Genomic DNA, 16,255 nt, shown 5'->3' on the forward strand with positions numbered 1-16,255 from the left:
TCCCCAACTCCTCTTCTTTTTGCGACCTCTATACCTGTACCTTCTTTTTTCGACGATCTAGAACAAAAAAGAATAGAAAAACGCAAATACCTATTGTGAGTAAACCAAATATGGTTTTCTCTGTCCAACCAATCACTAAATAACCAATACAAGAAATGATCGCGGCAGATATTGCGTAAGGTAACTGGGTTAACACATGATCCATCAGATTACATCCTGCGCCTGTAGCCGATAAAATTGTCGTATCAGAAATAGGTGAACAATGATCCCCCATCACAGCTCCTGCTAAAACGGCAGCCAAACCTGGTAAGAAGAGAGCCATATCCGTGACCGCAATAATTTGTCCAGCGATTGGCAGTAAAATACCAAAAGAACCCCATGATGTCCCTGTTGCAAAGGCCATTACTGCCGCACCGATAAATAAGATGACGGGCAGAAAGACCGGATTTAAATTTGACTTTTCAACCAAACCACCTAAATATAAACCGGTCCCTAATTGTTCAATTAAATCAATAATCACCCAGGCAAACAGCAGAATCATAATCGCTGGTATCATCGACTGTACACCCGATTTTAAAGCTTTAACAATCCAATTTGCTTGTAAAGCCCTATGTTTAAAAACTTGACGGTAAAAAGAAATCACTCCAACCAACAATCCCAATAGACCACCACCAACTAACGCAAGGGATACATCCGCATTACCGAAGATATCCATCAAGGTTGCTTTTCCTGTTGTTTCATGCAACCCACTAATCGCAATCGCAGAAAGGGTACCTACAAACAGAGCAATAATCGGCCAGATTAAATCGCGAACTTTCCCATTGTCACTTACAGGCAAATTTTCTTTTGCTTCTCCCGCAATCGTTTTATCCGGATCATAAGGAATCCCTGTCTTAATTGCTCGTTCCTCATGCTTTTTCATACTTCCATAATCAAGATTACGAAGCGCAATAATAAAAACAAAAAGCAAGGTTGTCCATACATACAAATTCATCGGAATCATCTCAAGAAAAGCGGTAAAAGCCGATAGATCAGTGAGACCATGGGAGGCCAATACCGTTGCGATAATCCCAATAATAAAGGCGCCCCAGCTCGAAATCGGTGAAATCACACAGATTGGCGCAGACGTCGAGTCAATAATATAAGCAAGCTTAGCTCTCGATATATGATGACGATCCGTAATCGGGCGCGCCACCTGCCCAACGGCTAACGCATTGAAATAGTCATCAATGAAAATAATAATGCCTAAAAATGCAGCTAATAATTGCGCCCCTGCGCGTGACTTCACTTTCGTAGTAGCCCACTCACCAAAAGCACGGCTCCCACCAGTCATATTAATAAGAGCCGTAATAACGCCTAATAACAGTAAGAATAATATGAGATTAATATTCCATGTGTTTAAGCCTTCTGCCTCAACAAAAATCCCCTTCACAGCAGACCATAGTATCTGCAAAGTCTCCATTATATTTCCTTTCCCCAATAATAAAGCCGACGCTAAAATACCTGAACCTAAGGACAGTAGAACCCTTTTAGTTAAAATCACCATCACAATCGCCAGAATCGGCGGGATAATCGATAAAATAGAATGTTCCATTGTTTGTTGTGCTCCTCTTTTCTACAAAATAAAAAAGAGTAATGATAGAGGACTACCATTACTCTTGTATGGGTTAACTCCATCGTGATCTGTAGCTCCCCATATTTAGCCAAAATGGATGTTCAAAAAGTCCGGTAAAAATGACACTGCGAATTTCTTCGTTGGCTTGTTCTCCGCTGTTCATGTATCAGGGAAAAGATCTTCCGTTTTTTTTAAAATCGCCCACGTCCTGTGGGCAACACGGAAGTCAGTACATCCTGTACAAGTCCGCTGCTCGAAACTGCGCCGCCTCGAACTTTCGACGCACAGGATGTGCTAGTGTCGGCGTTGCTGACAGGACGTCAGCGCCTTTAGCCGACGGGTCCTTTTTATCCTCCTTTTTGAACACGCACTAAAAACACGTCCAAATATGAGAGTGTTACCTTTTTTCAAAGCAACACCAATCAAAACTTGGCTGACACAAGTTTGACTTCGGCAAAAGAACCTTTCACATGTGTTCATCGTTGTCATCCTCACACATCCTACTGATTCCTTTTGCGCCTCTACCTCATCCGATTTGATAAGGTTTTATTTAATTAGGCCTGCAGAACGCAGGTCACAAAGGCGTGGCAGCTGTTGTCTGGAACTTAGCCTTTGATTTTGATCTTTATTATAGCACTATAACATACTATTTGGCAATCAGTAGGGGACTTACTCTGCTGGCTTTGGCAAAGGACCCTGTGTATTTGATCCAGGCAATTGAATGGAAGGATTTACTCCTCCACCATTTCCGTTGTAAAAGTCTGGTACATCTCCTCGATAGAATCCCTTCGCAACAGGTATATCCTGTTTGACCACGGCTGTTTCGGTCGAAAATGGAATGATGATTTGCACATTCACTTCAACAGCTACATAGACAGTAATAAATGTATTATTAATAGGGTAATATTCTACCTTATGCTCTGCATTTGTTTTTACATTCCCAACCGCAGAAAAGCGAATCGGAATTTTCGGTCCTAAATTTCCTAATAAAGCATTATTCGTTGCTTGACCTATTGGAAAAGAATAGGAAATTCCTTCTTCTTTATCCAATTTATCGTAGTCAATCTCAATGCCTGTCTTCATTTCAAGATCTTCTAAATTCCCTCTCTCCGCTTCATTTAAATTGAATTGAATTTCTCTGGATAAATCAGCTTGAATTTGATTGAGCACATCCATTCGATACTGAATCGAAGTCTGCCCCGCCCCATCGGGAATCGTTTCCGTCACTTCTGAGAGATCCTTCACTTGGGGAAGGACATCTTCAACAGCCTTAGTCACAACCATTGGGGCGATTTTTCCGGTTTGGGATTCGGCATAACTAACTAAAGTCGGTTTAATTCCTTTATTGACAATCCACAATCCCAATACGGTTGAAAAAACAAAGAAAACAAAAGATAGCAATAAAACATATCGAAAAGGTAGTGGTCCCCGTTGTCTATACTTTGCTTTGAATCGAGCCAAAGAAATCCCTCCTCTCGTCAATATATGCACAAGAGAAAGGATTTAGCGCAAATACATCTAGTTTTCTCAGCTATTTAACACATTTTTAATAAGGCATCTTTTCCAATCATCCCAGCTGTAATCCCTAATGCTTCCGCTTCCATTGTCACGGATTCTAATGGGGCATGCAGTAATTGATCAATCGTCTTCACGCCCACTGCACGCCCGGCGATTATTTTTCGATCTACTAATTTCTCATTTAGCAAACCAACATCAAGCGCCCCGCACATGATATACCCCTTGTCATTCGAAATCGTCAGCAAGGTTGTTTTCGGCAAGGACACGGATGTTGCGATAAAAGTCTTACCATCAATCATAACAGGCTCAATCGACACCATCATTATCACCCCTTCTCATAGTTATATGTATGAGAAAAGCGTGCATTAGTTGAACCCAAAATACCATCCACTCGTAGAGGATAAAAAAAGAAAATGACTAATGCATGATCTAGCTCCAGCGACTAGCAAACTTTCGGTGCCCGCATGCGTAAGTCAACATCCATTCGCTTTTCAATGTCTTGTAAACGAGCACTTGCGCTTTCCCTCGCTAGAGACGCTTCAACTTCCATGCCATGATGTCACGTAAAAATTCTGGCATAAAATAGGTTTTATTTGGAGAGCGTTTAATACCAGGGAAGTATTTCCCAAAAGTAAATAAATCAACGGTCCCCAGCTTATACATCCGCTCTGAATCAATCGGTTCTCCGTTGATTTGGATTTGCAACTTCTCTTTATCTACCTCAATCCCACGATACACAAATTTCCCCATCACTTTTCCGCGAAACCCAAGACCAATCACTTCAACCTCTGGCCAATCTTCCCTTTCTGCTTCGAGAATGATTTCCTTTAATTCCGCCCCTGAAAGCTCCACAGTACAAGGATTAATCGGATGGGGAAGCATCTGATGCAAATGAAACTTCGTCACTCTCCCCTTTTGTAAGTCCGCTAACACCAAACCAGAGTTAATGATGGTGCATTCTGCTTCACACCATTCATGTACCGCATCGCAAAGCAACAAAGCCAGCTCCGATATTTCCTTCCATGAATAGAAAAACGGCTCATCTATAATCGCCACGGTCTCATCTAATTGTGCTTTGCCCCTATCCATAAAATGTTGAATGACCTTCTCTTCATCCTGCACAGCCGGCAATAATTGAGATTCAAACAGCCGCGCTTTAAGCAAAGGAATAGATTGAGCTTCATGATCAACATGAAGCTCTACATACCCAACAAACCGGCCATGTTTTCCCCCTGCCGCCATCAATGTATGATCTACTTTTTCCCCTTCCATAAAATAATGATGTGTATGGGATCCCAATATAAGATCAATTTGCGGAAATAATTGCGTTAGTTTTTTATCGTCATGAATCCCTAAATGAGACAGAACGATCAGAATGTCCGCTTCTTCCTTCATCCGATTCAATTGTATTTCCAGTTCTGTAAAAGGCTCGGTCAACTCCCAACCAAGAAGGTTGTATAATTTCTGATAATAAGTCGTCACGGCCGTTACACCAATTTTTGTACCTTTTCCTGTTTCGTATATTTTATAAGGGAGACACCAATCAGGACGCACTTGTTCGGCTTCGTACAAATTCGCAACAAGCACATCAAACTTAGCTTCTTTATATAATGCGGCTAGATCTTCGTGTGGGAACGTAATCCCTTCGTTATTGCCAATCGTCACAGCCCGATAGCCCGTCTCATTTAACAACTCGGTATTCCCTTTCCCCCTTGTTCCTTCTGTGAAAGGATGCCAGCGATCAGAGAAGTCGCCAATATCAAATAGCAAAACTTCCTCTCCAGCCGCCTGATGCAATTTTTGTTTCTCTAGTAAAAACGATTGAATTCTTGGCCAATATTCAAAATGGCTATGTATATCATTTGTATGGTAAATATGAATCCTTTCAATCATCGATCCACTTCCTAGCTCATCCTAAAAATAATTACTAAAAACTATAGCAAAAAACAAGAAAAATTGAAAGGTAAGCCTCTTAGAACCAAAGTGCAAGCTTGTTCTAACCTGCTTAGGTCGCCAATAGACTATAACAATAGGATAGAAGAAAAGATGGTGAACAAAGATCATGGAAGAAACCCAACATTTTTTTGTTACAGGGATGCACTGTGCCGCGTGTGCAACAAGAATTGAAAAGGTCGTGTCTAAGATAGAAGGGGTGATCGACATTCATGTCAATCTCGCAACCGAAAAAGGCAGAGTGACCTTTCATAGAAAACGGACAAACCTTCAAGAGGTCTTCGATAAAATTCGCAACATTGGTTTCGATGTAAAAGCAATCGAGCAGCTCTCTACGGAAGGCAATCCATACAAGGAAATCCAAAAACTACAACGGAGATTTTTCCTATCCGCTTTACTAACCATGCCTTTGGCTTGGGCGATGTTCGATCATTTCACATGGGCTCCATTTATTAAGGCCCCCGATTTCCTAACTCAGCCTTTATTGCAATTGATTCTCACCATTCCGATTCAGTTTGTCATTGGCTTTCCATTTTACGAAAGGGCTTGGAAGGCTGTAAAAAGTGGACACGCGAATATGGATGTTTTAGTTGTTTTAAGTACATCTGCCGCGTTTTTCTATAGTCATTATCTAACGTTTACCACCTTACAATCGTCCATGCCTACCCCTGTCTTGTACTTTGAAACAAGTGCTTTTATTATCACTTTTATTTTATTAGGGAAATTACTTGAAGCAAAGACAAAATTAAAAACGACCGAAGCCCTCAAAAAACTTTACCAATTACAAACGAAGACAGCGACTCTTTATGAAAATGGCAGAGAATTAGCTACACCGGTAAATCGACTTGCCCTTGGTGATATTTTAATTATTAAACCAGGAGAAAAAATACCGATTGATGGGGAAATCTTGATGGGCTCCACGATGATTGATGAGTCCCTATTAACAGGAGAAAGTATTCCTATTGAGAAAACGATCGGTCATTCTGTTTATGCGGGAACGATCAATCAACATGGATTATTAAGGGTGAAAGTAACGAAAAAAGATAATGAGACAACCCTATCGCAGATCATTCAAATTGTCGAAGAAGCGCAAGGCTCGAAAGCCCCGATCCAACAGACGGCCGATAAAATCACAGCTGTCTTCGTTCCGATTGTGATCCTAACCGCGATGGCGACATTTTTAGGATGGTATTTATTTTTACAACCAGATCAATTAGGCGCTGCATTGGAAAAAACGATCGCTGTTTTGATCATTGCTTGCCCGTGCGCACTCGGATTGGCCACGCCTACTTCTGTAATGGTTGGAAGTGGAAGGGCCGCCCAAATGGGAATTTTGTTTAAGGAAGGGAAATATCTGGAAGTATTAGGAAAATGCCGCACGATCATTTTAGATAAAACAGGCACTTTGACAAAAGGAAAGCCACATGTGACAGACATTCAGATTGATAGTTGGCAGAAAGAAGAGGTATTAAGGCTTATAGGTGCTGTGGAACAAGGATTTCATCACCCCATAGCGAAAGCCATTGTCAATCATATCCAGTCCACCCTTCCCTCTGTTCCAACCGCTGAGCAAGTACAAATCATTCCGGGTCATGGTGTGGAAGCGATCGTTCTCGGTAAAAAGGTAGTCATTGCTAATCCTGCCTATCAACTTCATTCCTTATCCCCCAAAAACAAGCAACAAGTGAACAAATGGGAGTCAGAAGGGAAAACCGTGATGATCGCTTGGGTCGACGCTCGTTTTGCCGGGATTATCGCAGTTGCCGATGAAATAAGAAGTTCCTCCGTAGCGGCCATCTCTCGTTTAAAGCAAATGGGTCTAGAACCAATACTATTAACAGGGGATAATCGCTACACTGGCATGGCAGTGGCCAAACAAGTAGGCATCAAAAAACTACAAACAGGGGTCAGCCCCATGGATAAAGCAACCATCATCAAAAATTTACAGAAAAAGAGAGAAAAAATCATTATGGTGGGAGATGGCATGAACGATGCGCCTGCTCTCGCTATTGCTGATATCGGCATCGCCATTGGCACTGGCTCTGATATCGCCATCGAATCCGGAGACGTCACGATTATCAAAGGAGACTTACGGCGCCTCGTGGATGCCATTCAGATCAGCAAAAAAACGATGACCAATATTAAACAAAACTTCCTTTGGGCCTTTCTCTACAATATCGTCATGATCCCATTTGCGATGTTTGGCTTATTAGCCCCATGGCTAGCTAGTGCTGCTATGGCGTTTAGCTCTGTGTCCGTTGTGCTAAATGCCCTGAGACTAAAAAGGATCAAATTCCATTCATAGTGTGTAACTTCCATTAGTAGGGTTGTTATTTTTGTTGCAAACTCAACAAAAATAGCTTACATTTAATAAGTATCTTATTTTGTTGTAGTTGCAACAAAAAACGTACTGATAGGAGGTTATTATGAAGGAAATTCTTCGTGAAATTGGCGTGATAGCAAGAGCATTAGATTCTATCAGTAATATAGAATTTAAAGAATATGACCTTACAAAAGGGCAGTATTTGTATCTTGTGCGCATATGTGAAGATCCAGGAATCATTCAAGAAAAGTTAGCTGAGATGATCAAAGTAGATCGAACCACAGCCTCTCGGGCTATCAAAAAACTTGAAATGAATGGCTTTATTGAAAAGAAAGAAGATACACATAACAAAAAAATAAAAAAACTTTTTCCAACAGAGAAAGGGAAAAAGGTGTATCCATTTATAAAAAGAGAAAATGATTATTCCAATACCGTCGCATTAGAGGGGTTTTCGGAAAAAGAAGCAGAAACCATTTTCCATCTTCTGCAAAGAGTTAAAAATAATATAGAAAAAGACTGGGAATATGTAAAAAAGGGCAACAGGAGACATTATTGATGACATAAAGGAGCGACTGATTAAAATGACAACACATCTAAAAAAATGCAGGCTTAAAGATTTACGTAAACTTCAAGAAATTAGTTATGAAACATTTAATGAGACATTTAAGCATCAAAATTCACCAGAAAATATGGAGGCTTATTTGGAAAAGGCTTTTAACTTGCAACAAGTAGAAAAAGAATTATCTAATCCGTCTTCACACTTCTTTTTTATTTATGTTGATAACGAAATTGCAGGCTATTTAAAAGTCAATACCGATGATGCTCAGACTGAAGAGATGGGGGATGAATCCCTTGAAATCGAAAGGATTTATGTAAAGAACAACTTTCAAAAACATGGGCTTGGCAAATATCTGTTCAATAAAGCAATGGATATGGCAATGGAACATAATAAAAAGAAAATCTGGCTAGGCGTATGGGAAAAAAATGAAAATGTCCTTGCTTTTTATAAGAAAATGGGATTTGTGCAATTAGGCGCCCACTCTTTTTATATGGGAGATGAAGAACAAGTAGACTTTATAATGGTCAAAACACTTGGGTAACTTCTTTTTAGAGGAGGTAGATGATTATATATTTTCCACGATATTTTAAAATAATCATAAGGGTATCCGATGGGGATTTGAGTCGAATCCTTATCTACATTGATATCACTGAAAAATAGAAGAAGACGAACTTCCAAAGTTCGCCTTCTACACTAAAAGAAAATCTGACTTGGCAGAGAGTTGGCACGCAGTCGTATTTTTCTTTTTCTATTTCTATTTCACCCTAACTCTTGTCATATCTAAGGGTTTAGGGCTATTAACCAATCGAACCTTCCATTTCAAACTTAATCAGACGGTTCATTTCAACGGCATATTCCATTGGTAGTTCTTTTGTAAATGGTTCAATGAAGCCCATGACGATCATTTCTGTTGCTTCTTGCTCACTAATGCCACGGCTCATAAGGTAGAAGAGTTGTTCTTCGGAAACTTTCGATACTTTCGCTTCGTGTTCCAATGAAATATTGTCGTTCAAAATTTCATTGTATGGAATTGTATCAGAAGTTGATTTGTCATCCATGATGATGGTATCACACTCAATCGTAGAACGAGCACCATCCGCTTTACGGCCAAAGTGTACAATCCCACGATAGGTTACTTTTCCACCATGTTGCGAAATGGATTTAGAAACAATCGAAGAAGATGTATTTGGTGCTAAATGCATCATTTTCGCTCCAGCATCTTGGTGTTGCCCTTTTCCAGCGATTGCAATGGAAAGGGTCATACCACGTGCCCCTTCACCCATCAATAGAACGGATGGATATTTCATGGTTAATTTAGAACCAATGTTACCATCGATCCATTCCATTGTCGCATTTTCATGACAAACAGCACGCTTCGTTACTAGGTTATACACGTTATTCGCCCAGTTTTGAATCGTTGTATAACGGCAATAGCCACCTTTTTTCACAATGATCTCAACAACTGCACTATGAAGCGAGTTCGTTGTATAAACAGGCGCTGTGCATCCTTCTACATAATGAACAGATGCTCCCTCGTCCACAATGATCAGTGTCCGCTCAAACTGCCCCATGTTTTCCGAGTTAATACGGAAATACGCTTGAAGTGGTGTATCCACTTTTACACCTGGTGGAACATAAATGAAAGATCCCCCAGACCAAACAGCTGAGTTCAATGCGGAAAATTTATTGTCAGCCGGTGGAATGACAGTTGCCCAGTGCTCACGGAAAATATCTTCATTTTCCTTGAGGGCAGAATCCGTATCCTTAAAGACGATTCCCATCTCTTCAAGATCTTCTTTCATATTATGATAGACAACTTCTGATTCATATTGAGCAGATACCCCAGCCAAATACTTTTGTTCGGCTTCCGGAATTCCCAATTTATCAAAGGTTTGCTTGATTTCTTCCGGAACTTCATCCCAAGAACGCTCTGTATGTTCAGATGGTTTCACATAATACGTGATCTCATCAAAATTCAATCCGTTTAAATCTCCGCCCCATTGAGGCATTGGCTTTTTGTAAAATTGCTCAAGAGATTTCAAGCGAAATTCTAGCATCCATTCTGGTTCTTCCTTCATTTTGGAGATTTCTTCTACAATCTCTCTTGTCAATCCCCGTTCTGAACGAAAAATGGAAACGTCTTTATCACGGAAACCATATTTATAATCGCCAATTACCGGTGCTTTTTTCGCCATTCTTCATTCCTCCATTCTTGAAATTTTCCCTGCAAGAAGCAGTCACAAAGGCGTTTCGGTTTGCCTTGCCTATTTCGAATCTCGCCTTTGCTGCTTCAGCGAGTATTATCTACACTGAATGAGTTTCGTTTATTCATTCAATCCTTTTTCCATCGCCTTCCACGCAAGGGTGGCACATTTAATTCGGGCTGGAAACTTGGAAACTCCTTGTAAAGCCTCCATATCACCAAGATCAAGATCTTCTTCATCATAATCCTTGCCCTGAATCATTTCAGAAAAAATATGAGAAAGTTTATATGCTGTTTCCACATCTTTTCCAATAATCGTTTGCGTCATCATCGACGCAGATGCCATTGAAATGGAACAACCTTCCCCTTCAAACTTAGCATCTGTCACCTTGCCATCCTCAACCTTCATGGTAAGATGAATTCGATCTCCACATGTTGGGTTATTCATGTCAACAGTGAGATTTCCATCCTCTAGGCTGCCTTTATTACGCGGATTTTTGTAATGATCCATTATGACTTGTCGGTAGAGTTGATCAAGGTTACTAAAAGACATTCGTGAAATACTCCTTTGTTTTGACTAAGCCTTCTACGAGCCTGTCAATGTCTTGTTCCGTGTTATATAAATAAAAGCTCGCTCTTGCTGTAGCAGAACAATTTAACCAGTTCATCAAAGGTTGTGCACAATGATGACCTGCTCGAACCGCAATCCCTTCTGCATCTAGAACAGTGGCGACATCATGAGGGTGAACATCATCCAAATTGAACGTAATCACTCCTGCACGTTGCTCGGCTTCTTCCGGTCCATAAATCTTTAAACCTTCTACAGAAGACAACTTTTCCATCCCATAAGCAGCTAAGCGATGTTCATACGCGAGAATTTCATCAGGGCCAACCTCATTAAGAAAATCGATTGCAGCCCCAAGCCCGATCGCACCTGCAATAATCGGCGTCCCCGCTTCAAATTTCCAAGGGAGCTCCTTCCACGTAGATTCTTGAAGGCCGACAAAATCAATCATTTCGCCGCCAAATTCTACTGGTTCCATCCCCTCTAACAATGCCTTCTTTCCATACAGAACGCCAACTCCTGTAGGGCCACACATTTTATGGGCAGAGAAGGCAAAGAAGTCACAATCTAACTCTTGCACATCAATCTTCATATGAGGAGCACTTTGCGCACCATCCACAACCATAATCGCCCCATTTTGATGAGCAATCGCGGCTAATTCTTTAATGGGATTAATCGTCCCTAATACATTCGAAACATGCGCGATGGAAACAATTTTCGTCTTCGGGGTAATCGTCTTACGCGCATCCTCAAGATCAATGGTTCCATCTTTTTGTAACGGAAGATATTTTAAAATAGCCTTCTTTTCTTTTGCAATCTGCTGCCATGGAATGACATTACTATGATGCTCCATATAGGTAATGACAATTTCATCACCCTCTTGCAGATTGGCCCTTCCGTAGCTTGCTGCAACCGTGTTTAAAGCGGTTGTTGTTCCTCTTGTAAAAATAACTTCTTCCACTAATGAGGCATTGATGAATCGGCGAACTTTTTCTCGTGCTCCCTCATATTGATCGGTAGCTCGAGTACCTAATGTATGGACTCCTCGATGCACATTTGAATTATACTCTCGATAATATCGATCCAGTGCTTCGATCACTTGCACTGGTTTTTGTGAGGTCGCGGCACTATCCAAGTACACAAGCGGGTGTCCATTGACTTCTTGATCGAGAATCGGAAAGTATTGGCGAACCTCTGAAATTTTCATTACTTAACTTTCCTCTCGATAATCTCTGTTAACTGATTTTTAACCGCTTCAATCGGCAATTGCTCGACAACAGGTGCAAGGAAGCCATGAATGATCAATCGTTCTGCATCTGCTTTAGAGATTCCGCGACTCATGAGGTAGTAAAGTTGTAATTCGTCTACTCGCCCAACAGAAGCAGCATGTCCTGCCATGACATCATCTTCATCAATCAGCAGGATCGGGTTCGCGTCCCCACGGGCTTTTTCGCTAAGCATCAAGACTCGCGATTCTTGCTCAGCATTGGCACCAGATGCGCCTTTTTCGATTTTTCCCACACCGTTAAAGATCGAAGAAGCCGAATCTTTCATCACACCATGTTTTAAAATAAAGCCTTCCGTCTCTTTTCCATGGTGAACGATACTGGTTGTAAAGTTTTGCGTTTGCTTACCAGTACCAACTACAACCGTCTTGGCATTACTATTTGAACCATCGCCAATGAGATTGGTGATATTTTCAAAAATCGTATCACCATCATTCATCATGCCCAATGCCCAGTCAAGTGTAGCATCACGACCAGTAATACCACGACGATTCACATAGGTTGTAGAGCCTTTTGCAAGGGTATCAACAGCCCCATAAATCACTTTGGCATTGTTTCCTGCTACAACCTCAGAAATAATATTGAAAAGACCGTTTGTCTCGTCTGTCACAGAAAGATAGTTTTCAACATAGGTCACAGAACTATTATCATCCGCTACAACAAGCACATGATTAAACATCGCCGCTTCCTGATCATCAAAAATAAACACGGATTGAATCGGTTCTTTGACTTCGACATTTTTAGGAATGTAGAGGAATGCCCCTCCATTCATTAAAGCGGCATGAAGAGCGGTTAATTTATGCTCGTCAACCTTTACAGCATCTTTCATATAATATTTTTGCAAAAGCTCGCCATGTTCTTTGGCAGCCGTCTGGATGTCTGTAAAAATAACCCCTTGCTCCTTCAATTCATCTGAAAGAGTTAAATAGGCAGCTGTTTGATTATGTTGAATATATAGATTCTTATTGGCATTATCTATATGGACAACATTTTTTGCAATCTCAGGCAAGTCGTTTAAGGATTGAAATACCTCTCCATCAGCCTGATGCTTATTAAATTCTGTGAGATTCCATTTAGTAATTCTTGTTTTATCAGGGTTTGGCATCGGTATTTCATCCGCAAGGGCGAAAGCTTTTACTCTAAGATCTGTTAACCAAGCAGGCTCGCCTTTTTCAGTCGAGAAGGAGCGGATGTAGTCTTGATCGATTGCCATTTTCGTATCAATTGTCATTATGATCCTCCTAACACTTATGCTTCTTGACCAACTGTTTCGTCTTCAATGCCTAGTTCTTCTTTAATCCAGTCATAACCTTCTGCTTCTAGTTTTTGGGCAAGTTCTGGACCACCAGATTTCACAACACGACCTTGCATCATCACATGCACTTTGTCAGGAGTGATATAATTTAGAAGACGTTGATAGTGAGTAATGATCATGCAACCGAAATCACTGGAACGCATTTCATTAATCCCTTTCGAAACAATTTTCAAGGCATCAATATCAAGGCCTGAATCAATCTCATCAAGGATCGCAATCGCCGGTTGAATCATCATCAATTGCAAAATTTCATTCCGTTTCTTTTCCCCACCAGAGAATCCTTCATTTAAATAGCGTTGTGCCATATCAGGATCCATCTCTAATACTTCCATTTTGCTATCCATTTCTTTAATAAATTTCATCAAAGAAATTTCGTTTCCTTCCTCGCGGCGTGCGTTGATGGAAGAACGAAGGAAATCGGCATTGGTAACCCCACTGATTTCACTTGGGTATTGCATGGCTAGGAAAAGTCCCGCAAGCGCGCGCTCATCCACTTCCATTTCTAATACATCTTTCCCGTCCAAGTGAATAGAACCACTTGTCACTTCATATTTTGGATGTCCCATAATCGCGGATGCCAAGGTTGATTTACCTGTACCGTTTGGACCCATCACTGCGTGAATTTCTCCACCCTTTATTTCTAGGTTTACACCTTTTAAAATCTCTTTACCTTCGATCTCCACATGAAGATCTTTAATAACTAATGTTGAAGCCATGATCATACCTCCGTATCGAGATTGTGATTTTCTTATTTAATGAGTGTTTTTCCCTTTTACTCCTCTCCCATCTTAAACCATTTTAAAATTATTATCAACTAGGGGGGATTTTTCACTCGTTTTATTCTTTTAAAAAAAGATATTAAAAAAGGTTGGCCATTTAATAGGCCAACCTTGTAATTCTAGGTTTTTACGTTTATTAGGTTAAGTTTTAATGTTTTTTTAAACATGTATTTTCCGTTCTAAATCCGATGCCACTCTTTGAGAACGCAAGTAGTCTTTTTCTCGTTTTTTCTCAATCGTCATCCGAATGTCATGTTTTCTTTTATAAATTTCGTAGCCAACTCCATGCGCCGCATGCATCGCTTTTTCCATACCATCTGTGTACTCAATCTTTAAGGGATTAATAAGGGACCAATCCTTTCATTTTTTGACCCTTTCAAAGGTGCGTGTTTAAAAAGGAGGATAATTTACCGGACTTTTTAAACATCCTCTAAAAAAGGTCATTTTTTATTGCCCTTGTCACGTACCCCATTATAAACGAAAGAAAACAAATAACAAAATAGAAAATATGGGAAAATACATGCTTTCATCCGCATGGCTTATAGGTTAAACAGCATTTTTGTGCGGAAATGTTCATTTGAAAAACTCTACCGAAAGTACCAGATAACTAAAGCAAAAGCCCCAGGCACCTAGGACTTTTTGTAATCAAGTATTTTCATTTGGACTTCCGTAGTTTCTCATATAAATAAGGGACAGAATGAAAGGCGTAGATTTTATTTTGGATTTTTCCTTCGTTCAGTTGGATTAAGCAGGGGACACTTTCAATGGAAAATCGTTCAGCTATTTCTGGTAAATAGTTGAGGTCCGCTTTTTTAAACGGGAGTTCATCCATCATCTGTTCCACGATCCCCAACATTTTTCCTGCCACCTGGCACGTTCCACATAGAGGCGTGTAGAAATAGAGAACCACTGATTCCTTATTTTCTAACGCATCGATTATTTCATCTTTTGTACATTCTTTCATGAAACCAATCATCCTTTTGGAAAAAATGCACTATGGTACTTGAACCACAGTGCATTTTTTCTTATTAAAAAGTCTAAACCCACATGATGTGGGTTCTATAAAATAACAAGTTTTTTTCTATTCCTCACTTGTCATATCCGCATATTTTTCTGCGGACATAAGGTTGTCCATTTCACTTTTATCCGCTGGTTCGATGACAATCATCCACGCCTTATCATATGGAGATTCATTGACCAATTCAGGGCTATCATCTAAATCTTCGTTGACTTCAACCACTTTCCCGCTGATTGGTGAATAAAGCTCTGAAACGGTTTTAACAGATTCCACACTTCCGAATGGTTCATTCACTGTTACTTCATCACCGACTTCAGGAAGTTCTACAAATACGATATCACCCAATTCGTCTTGAGCAAATTCTGTAATCCCAATCCTTACCTTATCTCCCTCGTCTTTCACCCATTCATGTTCTTCTGAATATCGTAATTCCTTTGGTATGTTCACCTTGATCCCTCCAAGCACTAATATTAGTAATGTACAAAAAGAGTTTCATAAAATCAAGAAAATATTGTTTGCTGCAATCTGATTTCAATCCATCTCCATAAGACAACGCTCACTTAGCCCCAAGTATTGTTGAATTCCTCTTCTTTAAAACCAACGGTCACAGTCTGACCATCTGTTACGATCGGCCTTTTGATTAACATGCCATCACTAGAAAGTATTTCAAGTAACTCATTATCCGAGGCCGTTCCAACCTTGTCTTTTAGCCCAAGTTCCCGATACTTTTTCCCACTTGTGTTAAAAAACTTTTTTAACGGCAAACCACTTGTTTGATATAGCTTTTCTAACTCATCACGGGATGGGGGCTGCTCGACAATATGTATTTCTTCATACTCTAGCCCATGTTCATCCAGCCATTTTTTAGCATTTCGGCATGTCCCACACTTGGGATACCAATAAAAACGTAAAGCCACTCCTATCTCTCCAATCCAAGTAGATTGCCCTGATTATAACATAATAACATGATTCACACAGAACGAAAGCTTCCTACCTCAAGGTACTTCAGATAACTCGTCCATTCGCCCGTTTAATTGAAAGTTTGGCCCGATTAATCTACGCTTTGGCCCATTTAATCTATTAATTCGCCCGTTTAACCAAAAGTTTGGACCATTTAACCC

16 protein-coding genes and 1 riboswitch are annotated in these 16,255 nt (G+C 40.3%); of the genes, 3 read left to right on the forward strand and 13 right to left on the reverse strand.

The genetic code is table 11. From position 1 onward, the window contains the following. Positions 1–28 precede the first annotated feature (28 nt). The 4 genes from KI363_RS04890 to KI363_RS04905 form a co-directional block, all read right to left on the reverse strand. A complete protein-coding gene (locus tag KI363_RS04890; RefSeq protein ID WP_158322444.1) occupies positions 29–1,594 on the reverse strand; it encodes a Na+/H+ antiporter NhaC family protein in 1,566 nt (521 codons plus the stop codon). A gap of 387 nt (positions 1,595–1,981) precedes the next feature. Beyond that, positions 1,982–2,147, reverse strand: a riboswitch (Lysine riboswitch). A 137-nt stretch (positions 2,148–2,284) separates the two neighbouring features. Beyond that, on the reverse strand, positions 2,285–3,076 hold the full coding sequence (gene yunB, locus KI363_RS04895) for a sporulation protein YunB (RefSeq protein ID WP_158322443.1): 792 nt from the start codon (positions 3,074–3,076) through the stop codon (positions 2,285–2,287). Positions 3,077–3,150: 74 nt separating this feature from the next. Then, positions 3,151–3,453 carry a YunC family protein gene (locus tag KI363_RS04900; protein WP_158322491.1) on the reverse strand — a complete coding sequence of 101 codons (303 nt, stop codon included), beginning with the start codon at positions 3,451–3,453 and terminating at the stop codon, positions 3,151–3,153. Between the two features lie 208 nt (positions 3,454–3,661). Beyond that, entirely contained in the window at positions 3,662–5,026 is a 1,365-nt protein-coding gene (locus tag KI363_RS04905; RefSeq protein ID WP_212965661.1) for a bifunctional metallophosphatase/5'-nucleotidase, read from the reverse strand. A 169-nt stretch (positions 5,027–5,195) separates the two neighbouring features. On the opposite strand from KI363_RS04905, the gene KI363_RS04910 reads away from it, so the two are divergent. From KI363_RS04910 to paiA, 3 genes are all read left to right on the forward strand, one after another. Then, positions 5,196–7,391 (forward strand): heavy metal translocating P-type ATPase, encoded by a 2,196-nt coding sequence (locus KI363_RS04910; RefSeq protein ID WP_212965662.1) that lies wholly within the window; start codon positions 5,196–5,198, stop codon positions 7,389–7,391. Positions 7,392–7,512: 121 nt separating this feature from the next. Next, on the forward strand, positions 7,513–7,965 hold the full coding sequence (locus KI363_RS04915; protein WP_212965663.1) for a MarR family winged helix-turn-helix transcriptional regulator: 453 nt from the start codon (positions 7,513–7,515) through the stop codon (positions 7,963–7,965). Between the two features lie 25 nt (positions 7,966–7,990). Next, entirely contained in the window at positions 7,991–8,509 is a 519-nt protein-coding gene (gene paiA, locus KI363_RS04920) for a spermidine/spermine N(1)-acetyltransferase (RefSeq protein ID WP_212965664.1), read from the forward strand. Positions 8,510–8,765: 256 nt separating this feature from the next. On the opposite strand, the gene sufB is transcribed toward paiA, so the two are convergent. The 9 genes from sufB to KI363_RS04965 all read right to left on the reverse strand — a co-directional run bounded on the left by sufB (position 8,766) and on the right by KI363_RS04965 (position 16,051). Next, the gene (sufB, locus tag KI363_RS04925; protein WP_212965665.1) at positions 8,766–10,163 is read right to left on the reverse strand and encodes a Fe-S cluster assembly protein SufB; all 1,398 of its coding nucleotides are present in this window, start codon (positions 10,161–10,163) and stop codon (positions 8,766–8,768) included. A gap of 129 nt (positions 10,164–10,292) precedes the next feature. Continuing rightward, positions 10,293–10,724, reverse strand: a complete 432-nt coding sequence (gene sufU / locus KI363_RS04930; RefSeq protein ID WP_158322437.1) for a Fe-S cluster assembly sulfur transfer protein SufU — start codon at positions 10,722–10,724, stop codon at positions 10,293–10,295. Next, positions 10,714–11,943, reverse strand: a complete 1,230-nt coding sequence (locus tag KI363_RS04935; protein WP_212965666.1) for a cysteine desulfurase — start codon at positions 11,941–11,943, stop codon at positions 10,714–10,716. Before KI363_RS04935 ends, sufU begins: the two co-directional genes overlap by 11 nt. Continuing rightward, on the reverse strand, positions 11,943–13,253 hold the full coding sequence (gene sufD / locus KI363_RS04940) for a Fe-S cluster assembly protein SufD (RefSeq protein WP_158322435.1): 1,311 nt from the start codon (positions 13,251–13,253) through the stop codon (positions 11,943–11,945). Before sufD ends, KI363_RS04935 begins: the two co-directional genes overlap by 1 nt. Before the next feature lie 17 nt (positions 13,254–13,270). Continuing rightward, positions 13,271–14,056 carry a Fe-S cluster assembly ATPase SufC gene (sufC, locus tag KI363_RS04945; protein ID WP_158322490.1) on the reverse strand — a complete coding sequence of 262 codons (786 nt, stop codon included), beginning with the start codon at positions 14,054–14,056 and terminating at the stop codon, positions 13,271–13,273. A gap of 219 nt (positions 14,057–14,275) precedes the next feature. After that, positions 14,276–14,428 carry a YuzK family famiily protein gene (locus KI363_RS04950; RefSeq protein WP_191967478.1) on the reverse strand — a complete coding sequence of 51 codons (153 nt, stop codon included), beginning with the start codon at positions 14,426–14,428 and terminating at the stop codon, positions 14,276–14,278. 343 nt (positions 14,429–14,771) lie between these two features. Further along, on the reverse strand, positions 14,772–15,080 hold the full coding sequence (locus tag KI363_RS04955) for a thioredoxin family protein (protein WP_158322434.1): 309 nt from the start codon (positions 15,078–15,080) through the stop codon (positions 14,772–14,774). Positions 15,081–15,197: 117 nt separating this feature from the next. Then, positions 15,198–15,581: a glycine cleavage system protein GcvH gene (gene gcvH, locus KI363_RS04960; protein WP_158322433.1), complete on the reverse strand. Its 384-nt coding sequence runs from the start codon at positions 15,579–15,581 to the stop codon at positions 15,198–15,200. A 113-nt stretch (positions 15,582–15,694) separates the two neighbouring features. Continuing rightward, the gene (locus tag KI363_RS04965; RefSeq protein WP_158322432.1) at positions 15,695–16,051 is read right to left on the reverse strand and encodes an arsenate reductase family protein; all 357 of its coding nucleotides are present in this window, start codon (positions 16,049–16,051) and stop codon (positions 15,695–15,697) included. Between the last annotated feature and the right edge of the window lie 204 nt (positions 16,052–16,255).

It is taken from the genome of Lederbergia ruris (genome assembly GCF_018332955.1).
Lineage (GTDB): Bacteria > Bacillota > Bacilli > Bacillales > Bacillaceae_C > Lederbergia > Lederbergia ruris.

Bases quoted from the DNA above. Each gene is read 5' to 3' on its own strand.
- sufB (WP_212965665.1), bottom strand. From the start codon at position 10,163: ATGGCGAAAAAAGCACCGGTAATTGGCGATTATAAATATGGTTTCCGT.
- sufD (WP_158322435.1), bottom strand. From the start codon at position 13,253: ATGACAATTGATACGAAAATGGCAATCGATCAAGACTACATCCGCTCC.
- KI363_RS04915 (WP_212965663.1), top strand. From the start codon at position 7,513: ATGAAGGAAATTCTTCGTGAAATTGGCGTGATAGCAAGAGCATTAGAT.
- KI363_RS04900 (WP_158322491.1), bottom strand. From the start codon at position 3,453: ATGGTGTCGATTGAGCCTGTTATGATTGATGGTAAGACTTTTATCGCA.
- sufU (WP_158322437.1), bottom strand. From the start codon at position 10,724: ATGTCTTTTAGTAACCTTGATCAACTCTACCGACAAGTCATAATGGAT.
- KI363_RS04950 (WP_191967478.1), bottom strand. From the start codon at position 14,428: ATGGAAAAAGCGATGCATGCGGCGCATGGAGTTGGCTACGAAATTTAT.
- KI363_RS04905 (WP_212965661.1), bottom strand. From the start codon at position 5,026: ATGATTGAAAGGATTCATATTTACCATACAAATGATATACATAGCCAT.
- KI363_RS04955 (WP_158322434.1), bottom strand. From the start codon at position 15,080: ATGAAAGAATGTACAAAAGATGAAATAATCGATGCGTTAGAAAATAAG.
- KI363_RS04935 (WP_212965666.1), bottom strand. From the start codon at position 11,943: ATGAAAATTTCAGAGGTTCGCCAATACTTTCCGATTCTCGATCAAGAA.
- KI363_RS04890 (WP_158322444.1), bottom strand. From the start codon at position 1,594: ATGGAACATTCTATTTTATCGATTATCCCGCCGATTCTGGCGATTGTG.
- KI363_RS04910 (WP_212965662.1), top strand. From the start codon at position 5,196: ATGGAAGAAACCCAACATTTTTTTGTTACAGGGATGCACTGTGCCGCG.
- paiA (WP_212965664.1), top strand. From the start codon at position 7,991: ATGACAACACATCTAAAAAAATGCAGGCTTAAAGATTTACGTAAACTT.